The 19,027-nt window shown below is 35.6% G+C and carries 16 protein-coding genes; all 16 read left to right on the top strand.

Features of this window, described 5'->3' with window-relative positions:
* Positions 1-161: 161 nt before the first annotated feature.
* The 16 genes from PSU83_RS07625 (at position 162) to PSU83_RS07550 (ending at position 18,937) form a co-directional block, all read left to right on the top strand.
* Positions 162-506 (top strand): DUF892 family protein, encoded by a 345-nt coding sequence (locus tag PSU83_RS07625; protein WP_300588507.1) that lies wholly within the window; start codon positions 162-164, stop codon positions 504-506.
* A gap of 183 nt (positions 507-689) precedes the next feature.
* Positions 690-2,147 carry an OmpA family protein gene (locus PSU83_RS07620; RefSeq protein ID WP_300588506.1) on the top strand — a complete coding sequence of 486 codons (1,458 nt, stop codon included), beginning with the start codon at positions 690-692 and terminating at the stop codon, positions 2,145-2,147.
* Positions 2,148-2,292: 145 nt separating this feature from the next.
* A complete protein-coding gene (locus tag PSU83_RS07615; RefSeq protein WP_300588504.1) occupies positions 2,293-3,057 on the top strand; it encodes a DUF4382 domain-containing protein in 765 nt (254 codons plus the stop codon).
* A 103-nt stretch (positions 3,058-3,160) separates the two neighbouring features.
* Positions 3,161-3,496, top strand: coding sequence for a hypothetical protein (locus PSU83_RS07610; protein WP_300588502.1), 336 nt, complete (start codon positions 3,161-3,163; stop codon positions 3,494-3,496).
* 34 nt (positions 3,497-3,530) lie between these two features.
* The gene (locus PSU83_RS07605; protein ID WP_300588500.1) at positions 3,531-3,944 is read left to right on the top strand and encodes a DUF1543 domain-containing protein; all 414 of its coding nucleotides are present in this window, start codon (positions 3,531-3,533) and stop codon (positions 3,942-3,944) included.
* Between the two features lie 198 nt (positions 3,945-4,142).
* Positions 4,143-5,318: a cation:proton antiporter gene (locus tag PSU83_RS07600; RefSeq protein WP_300588498.1), complete on the top strand. Its 1,176-nt coding sequence runs from the start codon at positions 4,143-4,145 to the stop codon at positions 5,316-5,318.
* 5 nt (positions 5,319-5,323) lie between these two features.
* Positions 5,324-5,602 (top strand): hypothetical protein, encoded by a 279-nt coding sequence (locus PSU83_RS07595; RefSeq protein ID WP_300588496.1) that lies wholly within the window; start codon positions 5,324-5,326, stop codon positions 5,600-5,602.
* A gap of 109 nt (positions 5,603-5,711) precedes the next feature.
* Positions 5,712-6,371: a hypothetical protein gene (locus tag PSU83_RS07590; protein WP_300588494.1), complete on the top strand. Its 660-nt coding sequence runs from the start codon at positions 5,712-5,714 to the stop codon at positions 6,369-6,371.
* A gap of 51 nt (positions 6,372-6,422) precedes the next feature.
* Positions 6,423-8,165, top strand: a complete 1,743-nt coding sequence (locus PSU83_RS07585) for an APC family permease (protein WP_300588492.1) — start codon at positions 6,423-6,425, stop codon at positions 8,163-8,165.
* A gap of 10 nt (positions 8,166-8,175) precedes the next feature.
* Complete coding sequence (locus PSU83_RS07580; RefSeq protein ID WP_300588490.1) at positions 8,176-8,991, top strand: mechanosensitive ion channel domain-containing protein; 816 nt, start codon at positions 8,176-8,178, stop codon at positions 8,989-8,991.
* A gap of 117 nt (positions 8,992-9,108) precedes the next feature.
* Positions 9,109-9,540 carry a MarR family transcriptional regulator gene (locus tag PSU83_RS07575; RefSeq protein ID WP_300588488.1) on the top strand — a complete coding sequence of 144 codons (432 nt, stop codon included), beginning with the start codon at positions 9,109-9,111 and terminating at the stop codon, positions 9,538-9,540.
* 116 nt (positions 9,541-9,656) lie between these two features.
* Positions 9,657-12,047, top strand: coding sequence for a 3-hydroxyacyl-CoA dehydrogenase/enoyl-CoA hydratase family protein (locus PSU83_RS07570; protein ID WP_300588486.1), 2,391 nt, complete (start codon positions 9,657-9,659; stop codon positions 12,045-12,047).
* 95 nt (positions 12,048-12,142) lie between these two features.
* A complete protein-coding gene (locus PSU83_RS07565; protein ID WP_300588484.1) occupies positions 12,143-13,324 on the top strand; it encodes an acetyl-CoA C-acyltransferase in 1,182 nt (393 codons plus the stop codon).
* A gap of 139 nt (positions 13,325-13,463) precedes the next feature.
* The gene (locus PSU83_RS14790) at positions 13,464-13,640 is read left to right on the top strand and encodes a four helix bundle protein (protein WP_363319878.1); all 177 of its coding nucleotides are present in this window, start codon (positions 13,464-13,466) and stop codon (positions 13,638-13,640) included.
* Positions 13,641-13,749: 109 nt separating this feature from the next.
* Positions 13,750-15,540: an acyl-CoA dehydrogenase family protein gene (locus PSU83_RS07555; protein ID WP_300588482.1), complete on the top strand. Its 1,791-nt coding sequence runs from the start codon at positions 13,750-13,752 to the stop codon at positions 15,538-15,540.
* 94 nt (positions 15,541-15,634) lie between these two features.
* Positions 15,635-18,937, top strand: coding sequence for an amidohydrolase family protein (locus tag PSU83_RS07550; protein ID WP_300588480.1), 3,303 nt, complete (start codon positions 15,635-15,637; stop codon positions 18,935-18,937).
* The last annotated feature ends 90 nt before the right edge of the window (positions 18,938-19,027 follow it).

Here is a 19,027-nt window from a genome sequence, read left to right as displayed (position 1 = left end):
GTTTAAATAGGGTACTTGTCGGCATGTGAATTGTAAAAAATAGGTGTTAAATAATATAACAATAATAAAGTATTTTATTCCAACTTTGTACTGTAATCAGGCTTTACGGAACAAAAAAATCAAACTTATTGTCCAAATATAAAGCTTATAAAATTTGCAATATGAAAAACAAATCTGTCAACTACAACACAAATGTCAATGAAAATCAAATGGAAAGCAGTACACTGAAGAGTAATAACAGTATCGAGAACGAAATTTTATATAAAAAATCAATGATCGAATTACGAGAAATTTATTGGTATGAAAAACAAACCCTTATCGCTTTAAAAATGATTATGAGTACTGCAAAAACAACGGAATTAAAAGAAATACTAACATTACAAACTAAATATATAAGAGATCACATCAAAAAATTGGAAGTTAAATTTCCATCTATAAATGAAATTGTCAGCGTTGATTTAAATTCTTCAAGAAAGACATCAATTAACCCAAATAGTCAAGATTAATTAGTTAATATAGCGTACTTCAAACATTTAAACCCTACCGCAGTCCTTTATGCAGCAGGGTTTTTTAATTTTTATTTAAAGACAAAGTGCGAATATCATAAACTAAACGCAAATTTATATAACAAAGAATTCACCATTACACATGAAATTTGTCCTATCTAATTTTAAATAAAAAACAAGAAAATGAAAAAACTTTTAATGCTAAGTGTTTGCCTCATATCAGCACTTGCAACAACAGCTCAGACTCAAGACAGAAAATGGAGTTTCGGAGTACAAGGCGGAGTTATCCAATATAACGGTGATTTAGGTAGAGATTGGTACCAAACCGATAAAACTATGTATGGTTTTGGTGGAATAAATGTATCTAGATATCTTTTTAAATATATGGACATTAATGCGGCATTCAATCGTGGTACCCTTGGATATGACAGTAGTGTTACAGGATTTAAAGGTGATTTTAGTGCTGCGAACGTAAACTTAAGAATCAAACCTCTCGGATCTGACTACATTATTAGTCCTTACGTATTTGGTGGTATTGGTGTAATTTTATTTGATAACCAATTAAACTTTCACAAAGAAAAAATTGATTCCGCTATGCCAACTGCTGGTGGTGGATTTAACATCCGACTGACTCCTGCTTTAACCTTGAATCTACAAGAAACCTTTATGTTTACTAATAACGACGCTCGTGATGGTGTTGTAGCAGGTAATTCAAAGGAAGATTATTTATTGCATTCTGCAGGTCTTACTTATAATTTTGGTAAAGGAAAAGATTCTGATAATGATGGCGTTTCTGACAACAGAGATAAATGTCCAGACACTCCACCCAATGTTGCCGTTGATAAAAATGGATGTCCACTTGACAAAGATAAAGATGGGGTTGCCGATTATTTAGATACTTGTCCTGATGTTGCTGGAACTGCAGCTATGAATGGTTGCCCAGATAAAGACAATGATGGTGTAAGTGATGCAGAAGATCGTTGCCCTGATGTAAAAGGAACAATCGCTCTTAAAGGATGTCCAGATGCTGATGGTGATGGGGTTGCCGATATAGATGATAAATGTCCAAATACAAAATCAGGAACTAAAGTAGATGCAACAGGTTGTGCTTTAGATACTGATAAAGATGGTGTTTCAAATGATGAAGACCGTTGTCCTGATGTTGCCGGTCCGGTAAGTTTAAAAGGATGTCCTGATAGTGATGGAGATGGTGTAGCGGATATCGATGACCGTTGTCCAAAAGTAAAAGGAACTATGGAAAACAAAGGTTGTCCAGAAATTGCAAAACAAGACGTAGTTAGAATCAATTACATCGGAAGTAAATTGTTCTTTGAAACGGGAAGTGATAAACTAAAAGTAGCTTCATTAACATTACTAGATGAATTGGTAAAAATCTTAAACAAATACGATGCTGCAAGTTTAGCAATAGATGGTCACACGGATAGTGATGGATCAGATGCCTTTAACCAAACGCTTTCTCAAAAAAGAACGGAATCGGTTAAAAAATATTTGACAAGCAAAGGTATTAACGAATCTAGATTAACAGCCACAGGTTATGGTGAAACTAAACCAATAGCTAGTAATAAAACATCTTTAGGTAAAGCTAAAAACAGAAGGGTCGAATTAAAAACGGCTTACTAAATCAATTTCTTTTAGTACTAGAAATGTCCGCGATATTATCGCGGACATTTTTTTTATAAAATTTTATAAAAATTCACTGCGATAGTGTAACTGATAACCGGTTTAAATAACCAACTTTGTAAATCCAAATCTAAAAATTAGTGCAATGAAAAAGCTATTTGGTACTCTATTAATCTTTGCTGGTCTAAGTACCGCAAGTTCCTGCGCCGACGAAACAACGTCTCTTAATGGAAAGTACTTCTATAAAGTTCGTATGACTGATGCACCTGGACCTTACACTAAGGTAAATGTCGATATCCGTGGCGTTTCAATTATAGATGGAAGCGGAAAAACAGTAAACTTAACGACGGCCGCCGGAATTATAAATCTTCTGGAACTATCCAACGGCACCAATATGCTTTTGGCTTCCAGCTACCTTAGTAATCCCGAAGTAAAACAAATCCGACTGCTATTAGGCCCAAACAATACTGTTGTTTTAAATAATAACAGTTATCCATTAGTAACTCCAAGTCAAGATCAATTGGGTTTAAAAGTTACGGTAAATCAAAATTTAAAAAATACTATTGATAATGAAATTCTAATCGATTTTGATGCCTACGCTTCAATAGTAGCTACCGGAAATAATACCTACAAATTAAAACCCGTACTTAGAATTGTAGACAAGCTGCTCACAGGAAGTATTTCGGGAACTACTCGAAATACATCGTTGGCAATAATAAGTGCAACATCATCTTCTAATATAAAGTATTCCACCAGCAGTAACTCCAACGGAAATTTTAAAATAGCAGGCCTACCTCCAGGAAGTTACCAAGTAACTATTACACCTATGTTGCCCGCGACACCAATCACTAGACGAAATATTAATGTAGAAGGCGGCTCCAATACGATTTTTAATACTGTTGAATTTTAGAAAATTAAAGTAACTATATAGAAGAATAGTATTTCTATTTTTTGAAGTTTGAGCTTTTTTTAACAGCTTTGCTATTCTGTAAATCTATATTTATTAAAGAAAAATGATTAAACGAACACTTACTATCTTCCTTGCTTTACTTTCACTTACTGCCTTTTCGCAGCCAAATTCCAGCAGTACTGAAAAAGCAGTGGCTGATAAACAAAACGGAGCAATCACCTTGCAAAAATTGGTGGATAAGATTAAATTAGAAAACGAATCCTTGCGAAATGCTAAAGCTATAAATGTTATGGTGAATGACTTAATGATTGATGATTTAGACACTTTTATGATTGAACCAAAAAACATTTTACGAACTCAAGTACTTATTCTCGATCAAAATGGTGCCAATAGAGATGGCATGAAACCTTCGATAATAATTAATACTCGAAAGAAATAATTTGGGATAAACCTACTTAACAGAAAAATAAATAATGGAATATAAACTGTTTTTCTTTTTAATTGGCGGCAGACTTCCCAATCGATATACGGCACAGCATGATATTTTTTTTGGAATAGGTCAAAAAGTTGCTGATGTAATTCCAGCCCTAAAAAACTTTTGGCCAGAAGCAACTAATCTTCATATAGATTGTTGGCGCGAAGTGACCAATGTAAATGGGTTTAGAATAAAAGTCTTTCCTAAAATTGATCTAAATAGTACGAAAAGCGCTATATCATTGTTCTTCGTCAATCTTGGTGGGTACAAGAATGGCAAATTTCAAGAATATCATTTCAGAGGGCTATTTGCTGCAAGAAATTTAAAGGAAGCCATTAAATTTTCTAAGAAAACATCTTTTTATTCAAACTATGGTTTCAAAGGAGCTGCAGCACATGTCGATAGCAAATAGGCACTTGATGTGGATGAAATTTATCCCGTTGAAGAAATCTTGATGGTATTTGATAAAAATACCTGCCGAATTATTGTCTCTAAAGAACTTGTCAATCAGCCAGATGAACTACATTTGGGATACACGCCACTTGCTACGTTAAGCGTGTGTTAGAATTCCAAATCTTAAATGACTAGCTTTGTTAAAATATAAATTTTTATGACTACCTCTTTAATTATTACCTTAAGTGTGCTTGTTTTGGTGGCTTATGCATTTGATTTAAGTTCCAAACGCACCAAAATCCCAACGGTAATCATATTGTTAATCATGGGCTATTTAATTAAATATGCCGTAGATTTTTTTAAGATTGGTATTCCAAATTTGGATTTCTTACTTCCCGCAATAGGTTCAATCGGACTAATTCTAATAGTTTTAGAAGCCGGATTAGATTTAGAACTCAATAAAAAGAAAAAAGCCATCCTTACAAAATCATTATTATCTGCAGTAGTGCCGTTACTAATATTGTTTTTAATCATTGGCTTTGGCATTAATTATTACACTGGAGCAAGTTTAATGTGGAGCTTTATTAATGCTATTCCGTTTTGCATAATTAGCAGTGCTATTGCGATTCCGAGTGTTCAAAATTTATCCGATGAAAAGAAGGAATTTGTAGTATATGAAAGTAGTTTTTCCGATATATTGGGAGTCGTGTTGTTCAATTTCTTTCTGTCCAATGAAACCGTTAGCATAGGTTCTTTTTTAGTGTTTTTTGGTCAGATTCTAATAATGTTAGTCATATCGCTTGTCGCCAGTATCGGATTGGCTTTTGTTATCAAAAAGATTGACCATCACGTAAAATTTATTCCGATCATGGTAATGATCATTTTAATTTATGAAATTGCCAAAATTTATCATTTACCAGCCTTATTATTTATATTGATTTTTGGATTATTCCTAAATAATTTAGATGAATTACACCGATTTTCTTTCATCAAAAAACTACAACCTAAACTGTTAAATGAAGAAGTAAAAGGCTTTAGTAAACTAATTGCAGAAGCTGCTTTTTTAGTACGTACCATATTTTTTATTCTTTTTGGATATACCATCAGTGCAGAAACTTTACTGAATCTTGACACCTTACCATTTGCTTTAGGAATTGTAGCACTAATAATTTTAATCCGATTTATTCAATTGATAGTGACTAAAACAGAAATTACACCACTACTTTTCATTGCACCTAGAGGCTTAATAACCATTATGCTTTTCTTGTCAATACCAATTACAAAAAAGATTGATTTTATTAATGATTCATTGTTAATACAAGTCATTATCATTGGTGCTTTTTTAATGATGATGGGTTTGATGTTCACTAAAGAAAAAGAAGTAGCAAATTAAACCAAATGGAAATCAACAAAAACATCAGCATGGCTATTCTTATAAACAAACTCGAGGGTAAACACGAAAAGTTTTATGAACTTTTAAAACAAAAAGATGCACTAATACTATTTCATCAAAAATGCAACAATTTTATAAGCGCCGAAATCCAATTACATCTAAAGAATAGGTCTAAAAAGTCGAATTTAGCTGATGGTGCACAAGAAAATTTCTTTGAAGAGCTAAAGATTAAATTACTAAGTAAAGCTATAAACAGATTGAAACCTTTTTTTTATACCGTTTAAGGCAGCCTCGAGGTCGACAAAAAATCAGTACATAAAAGCGCTATCGCTTAAAATTAGGAGAAGCCCTCACTTAAAACAGAAAACACAACTACTAAATTAGTAAATAGATATGACTTACAAAATACAAATTAACACCATAGAATCCCTTGAGGAAATTCCAAATTACTGGAGCGTTGATGACTATAAAAAACTTTTAGAATTGTTTAATTTTCCAGATTCCCAAAGCATAAAAACAGAAAATTTATGGGGTATGTTGCAAATGGCAATTGCTGATTTTGAGCCTGCCGATGCTGCCAAAATAGTATTAGAATATAAACTTTCTGAGCAATTAAATGCAGGTCAAATTGATCAACTATCGCATGAAATGTTATTGGATAAAATTTCGGAAGAATATCCCGATATTTCTTTGCATTATACATTATTCAATATCAATCAAATGTTGTATAAAGCTTTTAATGGTACATTCCCAAATGCAAAAGCTACGCTTTTAAAATTTTCGATTAGCACTACTGAAAATAGGACTGAATTTACCAAAGGACAAATTTTAAAAATCCTATATAAAGGTTTATCTCCACGAAATATAATAATCCGATTATTTGAAGAACAGCTAACAACAACAATCGATTTTCCGGATGCGGAAAGTATTATCTGGGAATTAAAAAATGAGGACAACACGAATTTTCAACTTATTACTTCAGAATACTGGTTGTCTAGAGAAGATGTAGCTTACGATGAGTTTGAATCCTCCTTAATCGAAGAATTAAAATAATAACGGTAATTTATAATCCAAAAGACGTTTTTTAAAAATCATTACACCAACATGGTAAATAAAATCCATAAAAAATTAAACGAATTAGAATCCACAGCCATTTGTGGGAATGATATCAGTTCATCGTGTTTGTACGTTTCTGCTTTAACTATTGGTTACGCCGGACAATATGCTTGGATCTCACTTTTAATTGTTGGTGTTGTATTGTTCTTATTCCGAAAAATTTACGGTGAAGTAGTCGGAGCCTTACCCTTAAATGGTGGTGCTTACAATGTATTGCTGAATACTTCTACAAAAAAAATGGCCTCATTTGCAGCCATATTAACGGTGCTTTCTTATATGGCCACAGCAGTAATCTCTGCAACTGAAGCCATACACTATCTCGATCATATTGTCAATGTCATTTCGGTTCCAATAGCAACTATAATTGTTTTAGTACTCTTTACCGTCTTAGCCATAATTGGTATTGGTGAATCCGCTAAAGTAGCTGTTGGAATTTTTATTTTTCACCTTTTTTCTTTGGTACTATTGGTTGGAACCTCTATTTTATTCATTTTTTGGAATGGACTCGGAACCTTTCACCTCAATTGGGAACTACCGCAAACCAACCAAAGTTTTATATACACATTATTCTTAGGATTCTCGGCTGCAATGCTCGGAATTTCAGGTTTTGAGAGCTCAGCTAATTTTGTAGAAGAACAAGAAAAAGGCGTTTTCCCAAAAACATTGCGCAACATGTGGGCTATTGTAACGTTTTTCAATCCGATGATTGCTTTACTAATAATTGCCATTATTCCTATGGCGCAATTGGGAGAGCACAAGGAATCATTATTGGCTTATTTAGGCCATACCACTGGCGGTAACTGGCTTTCGTACCTGATCTCCATAGATGCAGTATTTGTACTTTGTGGTGCCGTTTTGACTTCTTTTGTAGGAGTTTCCGGATTGCTAAAAAGAATGACGTTAGACCGAATATTACCAAACTACTTTTTGAAAGTAAATAAAAGAGGATCCAATTATAGAATCATCATAAGCTTCTTAATCCTGTGTATTTCTGTATTAATTGTAACTAAAGGAGCCTTAGAATCATTAGCAGGCGTATATACTTTTTCATTTTTGGCTGTAATGGCTTTATTCGGAATTGGAAATTTACTATTAAAATTTAAACGTAAAAAATTACCACGTCCAGAGAAAGCGCGGGGAATATCTGTAGTTATTGCGATTTCGTTTATACTTGTTGCTTTTTGGGGAAATTATATTTTGAATGAGAATTCATTTTACACTTTTACTAAATATCTTATTCCAGCTTTCATCTTTATTTTAATCATGCTCAATAGAGGAATTCTAATTGAATTCAGCATTAATGCTATGGAATATTTTTATAAACCCCTACGAAAAATAGCCGTGAAAAGTAGTCGCTTTTTGAACAAACTTCATGCAAAAATTAATTCGCAAGAATTTGTATTTTTTACCAAAGGTGATAATGTTGCCATTTTGAATAAAGTAATGCAGTACGTTCAAGACAACGAAACTACCAAAAGACTAAAAATTGTCAATGTGATAACTGATGATCATTCTAACGATAAATTGAAAATCGATTTAGAGGTTTTGGACAGAGCCTATCCCGAAATTCATATAGAATTCCTAGAAATTGATGGCGTTTTTGGACCTGAACTAATTGATGAACTTTCAGAAAAATGGAAAATTCCTAAAAACTTTATGTTCATTGGTTCACCCGGTGATAAATTCTCGTATCGTGTTTCCGATTTGGGTGGAGTGCGCTTAATAATGTAATGATTAGATTATGAACGAGATTTTTGATTATACCCTTTTTAATATTGATGGTTTTACATTAAAGATTGCAACCTTTGTAAAATTGTTTGCTTTACTATTTGTACTTATTGTCATCCTGAAAATAATTCGATTAAGCATTTATAAGTCTCATCGTTTTGATGAACCCAAGAAGTTTTCTATTTATACACTGACGAAATATGTAATAATCATATTTGCTTTTATCTATGGTTTAAGAGTTGTTGGATTTGATGTTTCGGTCCTTTTAGCGGGTTCGGCAGCACTTTTAGTTGGTTTCGGATTGGGTATGCAAAACTTATTCAGTGATTATATTTCCGGTTTAATCATTTTGATAGATTCCTCCATTAAAGTTGGAGATATATTGGATATCGATGGCTTAATTTGTCAAGTTCAGGAGATTAATTTACGAACGACAACCGTTTTCACCAGAGATGATAAATATATTATCTTGCCCAATACCGATTTGACCCGAAAACACTTAATCAATTGGACGCACAGCGAAATAACTTCTAGATTTGAAATCGCAGTTGGCGTAGATTATAATTCTGATGTAGATCACGTAATCAAAATAATGTTGGAAGTAGCCAGCACATTTGATAAAATTAAAAAAGACCCAGAAACCTTTGTTCGTTTAAAAGAATTTGGAGATTCTTCTTTAGATTTTGGGATTTTCTTTTGGTCTGACGAAATTTTCAGAATAGAAAAAATCAAAAGTGATTACCGAATTGCATTATTCAAAGCTTTTAATGACAATAAAATCAGTATTCCTTTTCCTCAAAGAGTTATTCATTCTACAAATAGCCTCTAGAAAACTATATTTCATTTAAATTCAATTTTGAAAAGGATAAAATTTAACACAAATACTATGCGTGCATAATAAATTTTTACTATATTTGATTTCTCGATAGAAATCGATGTAGTACATATGAAAGACAAAACTATAGATTACATACTTCGTGCAACTTGGCAAGCGGTGTCCAGAATGTATAACGAAGAAGCTTCCAAATTTGAAGGTTCTATGGCAATTGGATTTGCACTGTTAAGTATCGATAGAGAATACGGAACTCCATCAACAGCGATAAGCACAAGAATGGGAATGGAACCTACAAGCCTTACGCGAACCCTAAAAACATTAGAAGAAAAAGGATTAATCATCAGAAAGAAAAATCCGGATGACGGTCGCGGTGTTCAAATATACCTAACCGATTTAGGCAAACAAATGAGAGAGCAATCAAAAATTACTGTTTTAAAATTCAACGAAGTAGTTAAGAAAAATATATCAGAAGAAAAGTTAAACCATTTTATAGAAGTTGCTGATGTAATCAATGATCTTATTAGCGAAAAGAAGATATTTTGAAAAGCTATTTTAAATTTTGAATTATAAATTTTAAATGATTTAGATTCAAAATAAAGTACCTAATAATCATATATGAACAATTTAAAATTCAAAATTTATAATTTAAAATAATATAAATGAAACGAACAATTAAAAAAGTGGCAGTAGTCGGATCCGGAATCATGGGATCGGGAATCGCGTGTCATTTTGCAAACATTGGATTAGAAGTGTTGCTTTTGGATATCGTTCCAAATGCGCTAACCGAAATCGAAGAAAAAAAGGGATTAACATTAGAAAGTAAAGTCGTTCGCAACAGATTGGTAAACGACCATTTAGCTAATGCTCTAAAATCAAACCCATCGCCTATTTACAGTCAGAAATTCGCAAGTCGAATTACTACTGGAAATACAACGGATGATATGGCTAAAATTGCAAACTACGATTGGATTATTGAGGTTGTAGTAGAACGTTTGGACATCAAAAAATTAGTTTTTGAACAAATAGACCAATTCAGAAAACCAGGTACTTTGGTTACTTCAAATACTTCTGGAATTCCAATTAAATTTATGAGCGAAGGACGAAGTGAAGATTTCCAGAAGCACTTCTGCGGAACGCATTTCTTCAATCCAGCACGTTATTTGAAATTATTCGAAATCATTCCGGGGCCACAAACTTCTAATGAAGTATTGGAGTTCTTGTTTGATTATGGTTCAAAATATTTGGGGAAAACTTCGGTTATTGCTAAAGATACTCCAGCTTTCATCGGAAACCGAATCGGAATTTTCGGAATTCAGAGTTTATTTCATTTGGTGAAAGAAATGGGATTGACTATAGAAGAAGTGGATAAATTGACGGGGCCTGTAATTGGCCGTCCAAAATCGGCTACGTTCCGAACGGTTGATGTGGTTGGTTTGGACACTTTAGTTCACGTAGCTAACGGATTGTATCAAGGTTGCCCAAATGATGAAGCGCATGATTTATTCAAACTTCCTGATTTCGTCACTAAAATGATGGAAAACAAATGGCTTGGAAGCAAGACTGGACAAGGATTTTACAAAAAAGAAGGAAAAGATATCTTATCATTAGATTTAGATACTTTAGAATATAGAGCTGCGAAAAAAGCATCATTCGCAACATTAGAACTAACCAAAACGATTGACAAACCCATTGACCGTTTCAGAGTTCTAGTGAAAGGAAAAGACAAAGCGGGCGATTTCTACAGAAAGAATTTCTCTGCCATGTTTGCTTATGTATCGAATAGAATTCCGGAAATCACAGATGATTTATACAAAATCGACGATGCTATGAAAGCGGGTTTCGGTTGGGAAAACGGACCGTTTGAAATCTGGGACGCTATCGGAGTTCAAAAAGGAATTGTACTAATGGAAGGTGAAGGCTATAAACCTGCGGCATGGGTTCTTGAGATGATTGCATCGGGAACAACAAGCTTCTATAGCGTAAAAGAAGGAAATACGTATTACTACAACATCCCAACAAAATCGCAAGTTAAAGTTCCGGGTCAAGACAGTTTTATTATTCTAAACAACATCCGTGAAAGCAAAAAAATATGGAGCAACAGCGGTGTGGTAATTGAAGATTTAGGTGACGGAATCTTAAACTTAGAATTCCAATCTAAAATGAACACCATTGGCGGAGACGTTTTAGTCGGAATCAACAAAGCAATCGACCTTGCAGAAAAAGAATACAGCGGTTTAGTTATCGGAAATCAAGGAGCGAATTTCTCTGTAGGAGCCAATATCGGAATGATTTTTATGATGGCTGTCGAACAAGAATACGACGAATTGAACATGGCAATAAAAATGTTCCAAGACACAATGATGCGCGTGCGTTATTCGTCCATTCCAGTAATTGTGGCTCCGCACGGAATGACCTTGGGTGGCGGTTGCGAAATGACACTTCACGCGGATAAAGTGGTAGCTGCAGCCGAAAGTTACATCGGGTTGGTGGAATTTGGTGTTGGAGTAATTCCAGGTGGCGGCGGTTCTAAAGAAATGGCGTTGCGAGCTTCAGACTTATTCCGTAAAAACGACGTCGAATTAAACGTACTTCAAGAATATTTCTTAACGGTGGCAATGGCAAAAGTATCAACTTCTGCTTATGAAGCTTTCGACACAGGAATACTTCAAAAAGGAAAAGATATTGTGATAGTCAACAAAGACAGACAGATTGCTGAAGCTAAAAAACACGCGTTGTTAATGGCTGAAGCAGGGTACACACAACCCATCAAAAGAACCGATGTAAAAGTTTTGGGCAAACAAGCCTTGGGAATGTTCTTAGTAGGAACCGACCAAATGGAAGCTGGAAAATACATCTCGGAACACGATAAAAAAATTGCAAACAAATTAGCATACGTAATGGCTGGCGGCGATTTATCCGAACCAACATTAGTAACGGAGCAATACTTATTAGATATTGAACGAGAGGCGTTTTTATCGCTTTGTACCGAAAGAAAAACACTAGAGCGCATTCAATTTATGTTAACTAAAGGGAAACCGCTTCGCAACTAATTATTATAAATTATAAATTTTGAATTTTAAATGATTTTATATCGATAAAATGAAAGCTATTTAAAATTTATAATTCAAAATTCAAAATAACAAATATGAAAACAGCATATATAGTAAAAGCATACAGAACAGCCGTAGGGAAAGCACCAAAAGGAGTTTTTCGTTTCAAACGTCCCGACGAATTGGCAGCAGAAACCATTCAGTTTATGATGAATGAATTGCCTGATTTTGATAAAACACGTATTGACGACGTAATGGTTGGAAATGCCATGCCCGAAGCCGAACAAGGTTTAAACGTTGGTCGTTTAATTTCCTTAATGGGATTAAAAGTGACTGATGTTCCAGGTGTAACCGTAAACAGATATTGCGCTTCTGGATTAGAAACTATAGGAATGGCCACTGCTAAAATCCAAAGCGGAATGGCAGATTGTATCATCGCTGGTGGAGCCGAAAGCATGTCGTTTATTCCCATGGGCGGATATAAACCCTCACCCGATTTTGCAGTCGCCAAAGAAGGTCATGAAGATTACTATTGGGGAATGGGTTTAACCGCAGAAGCAGTTGCGAAACAATTTAATGTCTCGCGTGAAGATCAAGATGAATTTGCATTCCATTCACATGAAAAAGCCTTGAAAGCACAAGCTGAAGGTAAATTTGATAAACAAATTGTTCCCATTACGGTGGAGCAAACCTTTATTAATGAAAATGGTAAAAAGGAAACAAAATCATACGTAGTAAACAAAGACGAAGGCCCAAGAGCGGGAACTTCACTACAAGCTTTAGCAGGATTAAAACCAGTTTTTGAAGCTGGCGGAAGCGTAACTGCTGGAAACTCTTCACAAATGAGTGACGGAGCTGCATTCGTTTTAATCATGAGCGAGGAAATGGTAAAAGAATTAAACCTTACTCCTATCGCACGTTTGGTAAACTTCGCTTCAGCCGGAGTTGAACCAAGAATAATGGGAATCGGACCCGTAAAAGCAATTCCAAAAGCATTGAAACAAGCAGGTTTGACACTGAATGATATTGGCTTAATCGAATTAAACGAGGCTTTTGCTTCGCAAGCCTTAGCAGTTACAAGAGAATTAGGATTAAATCCAGATATCGTAAACGTAAATGGTGGCGCGATTGCACTTGGACATCCACTAGGTTGTACCGGAGCCAAATTATCCGTTCAACTATTTGACGAAATGAAACGTCGCGGCGATAAATACGGAATCGTTTCAATGTGCGTTGGAACGGGTCAAGGAAGTGCGGGAGTTTTTGAACTTCTTTAAATTATTTTAAATTTTGAATTCTAAATTTTAAATGAATGAAAGATAACATTATTGCAACAAAGACATTTGATTTTGCATTATCAATCGTAAATCTATTTATTCTATTAAAAAAAGAAAATGAATTCATAATTCTTAACAAATTTTAAGATCAGCAACAAGTATTGGAGCAAATGTAGAAGAAGCAATTGTAGCACAATCAAGAAAAGATTTTATACATAAAATGTCAATTGCATCCAAAGAAACGAAAGAAACAAAATATTGGTTGAGATTATTAGATAAATCAAATCTAACGTCATTGAAAGGCATAGTCATTTAATCGAAGTTGAACATATTTTGAACATCATCACTAAAATAATTAAAACGTCAAGCGAAAGCGAATCAAAATAATTTAAAATTTATAATTCAAAATTTAAAATAATATAAAAATGGAAGATATAACAAGAGGTGGACAGTTTTTGGTAAAGGAAACCAAATGTGAAAATGTTTTTACTCCTGAAGACTTCAACGAAGAGCAAATCATGATGCGTGATTCGGTTAAAGAATTCGTGGACAAAGAAATTTGGCCAAACAAAAATCGTTTCGAAGCAAAAGATTATGCTTTTACAGAAGAAGTCATGAAGAAAGCCGGTGATATGGGGTTTCTAAGTGTCGCTGTTCCTGAAGCATATGGCGGAATGGGAATGGGATTCGTTGATACATGTTTGGTTTGCGACTATATTTCAGGAGCAACAGGCTCGTTTTCGACAGCTTTTGGAGCACATACCGGAATCGGAACCATGCCAATTACCTTATACGGAACTGAAGAACAAAAACAAAAATACGTTCCTAAACTCGCTTCTGGCGAATGGTTTGGAGCATATTGCTTAACAGAACCAGGCGCAGGATCGGATGCCAATTCAGGAAAAACCAAAGCAGTTCTCTCAGCTGATGGGAAATCGTATAGCATTACTGGAGGAAAAATGTGGATTTCCAACGCAGGATTTTGCTCCGTGTTTATCGTTTTTGCCCGAATCGAAGACGACAAAAACATCACGGGCTTCATTGTAGAAAATGATCCAAGCAACGGAATTAGTATGGGTGAAGAAGAGCACAAACTTGGGATCCGAGCTTCTTCTACGCGTCAAGTGTTCTTTAACGAAACGAAAGTTCCTGTTGAAAATATGCTATCAGAAAGAGGAAACGGTTTTAAAATTGCTATGAATTCATTAAACGTTGGCCGTATTAAATTGGCAGCAGCTTGTTTAGACGCGCAACGTAGAGTAACTTCAAACGCGGTACATTATGCTAACGAAAGAATTCAGTTCAACGTGCCAATCTCAAGTTTTGGAGCCATCCGATACAAATTAGCCGAAATGGCAACTTCTGCTTATGCTGGTGAAAGCGCCACGTATCGTGCGGCAAAGGATATTGAAAACCGAATCCATTTGCGTGAACAAGAAGGTGCAACGCATCAGGAAGCAGAGTTGAAAGGTGTTGAAGAATTCGCGATCGAATGTTCCATCCTTAAAGTGGCTGTTTCCGAAGATGTTCAAAACGCTGCTGATGAAGGAATCCAAATCTATGGCGGAATGGGATTCTCAGAAGACACTCCAATGGAAAGCGCTTGGCGTGATGCACGTATTGCACGTATCTATGAAGGGACAAATGAAATCAACCGAATGTTATCGGTTGGAATGCTTATCAAAAAAGCAATGAAAGGTCACGTTGATTTATTGGGACCAGCCTCAAAAGTTCAGGAAGAATTGATGGGAATTCCATCATTTGACACGCCAGATTACTCCGAATTATTCTCTGAAGAAAAAGAACTAATCGGTAAACTTAAAAAAGCATTTCTAATGGTTGCCGGAGGTGCTGTTCAGAAATACGGACCTGATTTAGATTCGCACCAACAGCTTTTGATGGCTGCAGCCGATATCTTAATTGAAATCTATATGGCGGAAAGTACCATTTTAAGAACTGAAAAATTAGCCAAAAAAGAAGGTGAAGACCAAGTGAAAGAACAAATCGCTATGGCGAAATTATATCTTTACAAAGCAGTTGATATCGTTGCGCAAAAAGGAAAAGAAAGCATTATTTCTTTTGCAGAAGGCGATGAACAGCGCATGATGCTTATGGGATTACGCCGCTTTACAAAATACACCAACATGCCAAACATTGTAGGTTTAAGAGAAACTATTACGACTAAGTTAGTGGCCGAAAATAGTTATTGTTTTTAGTTAAGTATGTTAATTGTTGCAAAAGCCATTCGTAGTATTCGAGTGGCTTTTTTTATTCTTATATTTAGCGTGAAATTCAAACCAACCTATTCTAATGACTAAAAAACTCCCTTTTTTACTCGTCTTATCTTTTATTTCATTAACTGTAAACTCTCAGGAAGACAAAAAAGAACCCGAAAAGCCCAAATGGAATGTGGCTAAACCCGGCGATAGTTTCAACTACAAACCACACAATTTCACTACTTCTGAAGGAACTTGGATGAATCTTGATGTTAGTCCCGATGGAAAAACTATCGTTTTTGATATGCTCGGAGATATTTACAGTATTCCGATTACAGGCGGCAAAGCTAAAATACTTCGTTCTGGAATTCCGTTTGAAATACAGCCGCGATTTAGTCCGGATGGAAAACACCTTTCATTTACTAGCGATGCTGGCGGTGGCGATAATATTTGGGTGATAAAAGCCGATGGAACAGATGCAAAACAAGTCACCAAAGAAGATTTCAGATTGGTAAACAATGCTTGTTGGATGCCGGACGGAAATTATTTGGTTGTCAAAAAACACTTCTCTTCCCAGCGTTCTTTGGGTGCAGGTGAATTGTGGCAGTATCATATTTCTGGTGGATCAGGAGTGCAATTAACCAAACGTAAAAACGACCAACAAGACGTAAATGAACCTGTAATTTCGCCTGACGGAAAATATTTATATTACAGCGAAGACATGTATCCAGGAGGCTATTTCCAATATAATAAAGATCCCAATAACGAAATATTCGTCATCAAACGCTACGATTTCACAACTGGAAAAACAGATAAAGTTACAGGCGGACCTGGCGGTGCAGCACGACCACAAATTTCAAGAGACGGAAAAAAACTAGCCTTCGTAAAACGTGTTCGGGAGAAATCAGTCTTGTATATTCAGGATTTAGAAACGGGTGAAGAATGGCCGATTTATGATCAATTAGACAAAGACCAACAAACGGCTTGGACGCTATTTGGTGTGTATCCAAATTTCAGCTGGATGCCAAACAATGAAGATATTATCATTTGGGCAGCAGGGAAAATTCAGAAAGTGAATGTAGCAAATTTAACGGCGACTGGTATCCCGTTTACTGCAGATGTTTCGATTGATATTGCCGACAGAGTAAAAACCGACACCCCAATTACGGATAATGATTTTACCGTAAAAATGATTCGCGATGCTGTAACCTCGCCCGATGGAAAAACAGTTGCGTTTAGAGCATTAGGCTATATTTGGACCAAAGCATTACCGAATGGAACTCCGAAACGATTGACATTAGGAACCGACTTTGAGGCTGAACCAACCTTCACAGCCAACGGAAAAGAAATCGTTTATGTGACGTGGAATGATATGGAAATGGGAAGCATCCGAAAAATTTCGCTTGACGGAAAAAATGGAACCAAACTAACTTCCGCAAAAGGGATTTACAGAATGCCAAACATCTCGCCTGACGGAAAAATGATAACCTATCTCAAAGAAGATGGCAATACAGATCAAGGCTATACTTTTTGTAAAAACCCAGGAATTTATACCATGTCAATTAGTGGTGGAAGTCCAAAATTTGTAACAGCCGAAGGAGAATATCCAATGTTTACCAAAGACGGAAACCGTATTTTTTACCAAACAGGTGGCGTATTTTTCGGAAACTTAACAAAAGAACTCAAAAGTGTGGACCTCAACGGAAAAGACGAACGCACACACATCAAAGCAAAATATGCCAACCGATTAGTACCAAGTCCGGACAACCAATGGATTGCTTTCACACACTTGCACAAAGGCTATGTCGCACCACTAAACATGAACGGACAAGAAGTTGATTTGGATAATGCCTCTACTTCTGTTCCCGTTTCTGAATTGACAAAAGATTCTGGAATTTGCTTGCATTGGTCTGCCGATAGTAAAAACATTATGTGGATGTTAGGAGATTCTTATTTCTCTAATGCCTTAAAAGACCGATTCACATTTTTAGAAGGTTCGCCTGAAAAAATAGATAAACCAACCGATATCGGAACAAAAATAGGTTTACTATCCAAAATAGACCGAGTAAAAGGACGCATCGCATTTACAAATGCCCGAATTATTACAATGGACGGCGACAAAATCATCGAAAAAGGAACTATCATTATCAATCAAAACCGCATCGAAGCTATTGGAACTTCTAGCGAAATATCGGTTCCAGCAGATGCCAAAGTCTACGATGTTGAGGGAAAAACGATTATGCCTGGAATGGTTGATGCACACGCACATATTGGCGCCTTCCGTTACGGATTGACCACACAACAAAACTGGCAGTTATTAGCTAACCTAGCTTTTGGAGTTACCACTTCACACGATCCGTCATCCAACACCGAATCCATTTTTTCTTTATCAGAAATGGTGAAAAATGGAGCCATTGTTGGTCCGAGAATTTTCTCCACAGGGTTTATTCTGTATGGTGCTGATGGTGATTTCAAAGCAACAGTCAATAATCTTGACGATGCGCGTTCTTCTATCCGACGTACCAAAGCATTTGGGGCTTTGTCTGTAAAAAGCTATAACCAACCGCGTCGTGATCAACGCCAGCAAGTACTTCAAGCCGCGCGCGAAGAAGGAATTAATGTGGTTCCAGAAGGCGGTTCTACCTTTTTCCACAACATGACGATGGTAATTGACGGACACACCGGTATAGAACACAACATTCCAGTTACACCAGTGTATAAAGATGTCACCGAACTTTGGGGAACGAGTAAAGTAGGCTACACTCCTACGCTAATTGTGAATTATGGCGGACTAAATGCAGAATTGTATTGGTATGAAAAAACCAACGTTTGGGAAAATAAAAAATTATTGCAATTTACACCTCGAGGCATCATCGATTCGCGTTCTCGTTACCGAATGATGGCTCCGAAAGAAGATTATGTAAACGATCATATTTTGACCTCAAAAACAGTGAACACATTATCTAATGCAGGTGTAAAAGTCAACATGGGCGCCCACGGACAATTGCAAGGAATGGGAGCGCATTGGGAATTGTGGAGTTTAGCGCAAGGTGGAATGAGCAATCTGGATGTATTGAAAACAGCAACTATTAACTCCGCAAATTACATCGGTGCAGGTCATGACATTGGTTCCTTAGAAAAAGGAAAATTAGCTGATTTATTGGTATTGGATAAAAATCCGTTAGAGGATATTCAGAATTCAAATTCGATAAAATATACTATGGCAAATGGTCGTTTGTACGATACCGAAACGATGAATGAAATCGGAAACGAAACCAAAGACCGCAAGAAATTCTACTGGGAAAACTCAAAATACAATGCTGCTTTTCCTTGGCACGAAGAAAGCAACAGCTTTATGGAAAGTCATTGTTGTGGAGCTATTCACCAACATAATTAAAAGTTATTTCGAATTTTAAATTCTAAATTTTAAATAAAAGCTCTTGTTCAAAAAATAAGGGCTTTTTTATTCCCTAATACAATTAATTAC

Source organism: Flavobacterium sp., assembly GCF_029945805.1.
Taxonomy (GTDB): Bacteria; Bacteroidota; Bacteroidia; order Flavobacteriales; family Flavobacteriaceae; genus Flavobacterium.
This window is presented reverse-complemented; position numbering and strand designations above follow the sequence as displayed.

Bases quoted from the DNA above. Each gene is read 5' to 3' on its own strand.
- PSU83_RS07615 (WP_300588504.1), top strand. From the start codon at position 2,293: ATGAAAAAGCTATTTGGTACTCTATTAATCTTTGCTGGTCTAAGTACC.
- PSU83_RS07610 (WP_300588502.1), top strand. From the start codon at position 3,161: ATGATTAAACGAACACTTACTATCTTCCTTGCTTTACTTTCACTTACT.
- PSU83_RS07570 (WP_300588486.1), top strand. From the start codon at position 9,657: ATGAAACGAACAATTAAAAAAGTGGCAGTAGTCGGATCCGGAATCATG.
- PSU83_RS07600 (WP_300588498.1), top strand. From the start codon at position 4,143: ATGACTACCTCTTTAATTATTACCTTAAGTGTGCTTGTTTTGGTGGCT.
- PSU83_RS07590 (WP_300588494.1), top strand. From the start codon at position 5,712: ATGACTTACAAAATACAAATTAACACCATAGAATCCCTTGAGGAAATT.
- PSU83_RS07565 (WP_300588484.1), top strand. From the start codon at position 12,143: ATGAAAACAGCATATATAGTAAAAGCATACAGAACAGCCGTAGGGAAA.
- PSU83_RS07580 (WP_300588490.1), top strand. From the start codon at position 8,176: ATGAACGAGATTTTTGATTATACCCTTTTTAATATTGATGGTTTTACA.
- PSU83_RS07595 (WP_300588496.1), top strand. From the start codon at position 5,324: ATGGAAATCAACAAAAACATCAGCATGGCTATTCTTATAAACAAACTC.
- PSU83_RS07625 (WP_300588507.1), top strand. From the start codon at position 162: ATGAAAAACAAATCTGTCAACTACAACACAAATGTCAATGAAAATCAA.
- PSU83_RS07620 (WP_300588506.1), top strand. From the start codon at position 690: ATGAAAAAACTTTTAATGCTAAGTGTTTGCCTCATATCAGCACTTGCA.
- PSU83_RS07555 (WP_300588482.1), top strand. From the start codon at position 13,750: ATGGAAGATATAACAAGAGGTGGACAGTTTTTGGTAAAGGAAACCAAA.
- PSU83_RS07550 (WP_300588480.1), top strand. From the start codon at position 15,635: ATGACTAAAAAACTCCCTTTTTTACTCGTCTTATCTTTTATTTCATTA.
- PSU83_RS07575 (WP_300588488.1), top strand. From the start codon at position 9,109: ATGAAAGACAAAACTATAGATTACATACTTCGTGCAACTTGGCAAGCG.
- PSU83_RS07605 (WP_300588500.1), top strand. From the start codon at position 3,531: ATGGAATATAAACTGTTTTTCTTTTTAATTGGCGGCAGACTTCCCAAT.
- PSU83_RS07585 (WP_300588492.1), top strand. From the start codon at position 6,423: ATGGTAAATAAAATCCATAAAAAATTAAACGAATTAGAATCCACAGCC.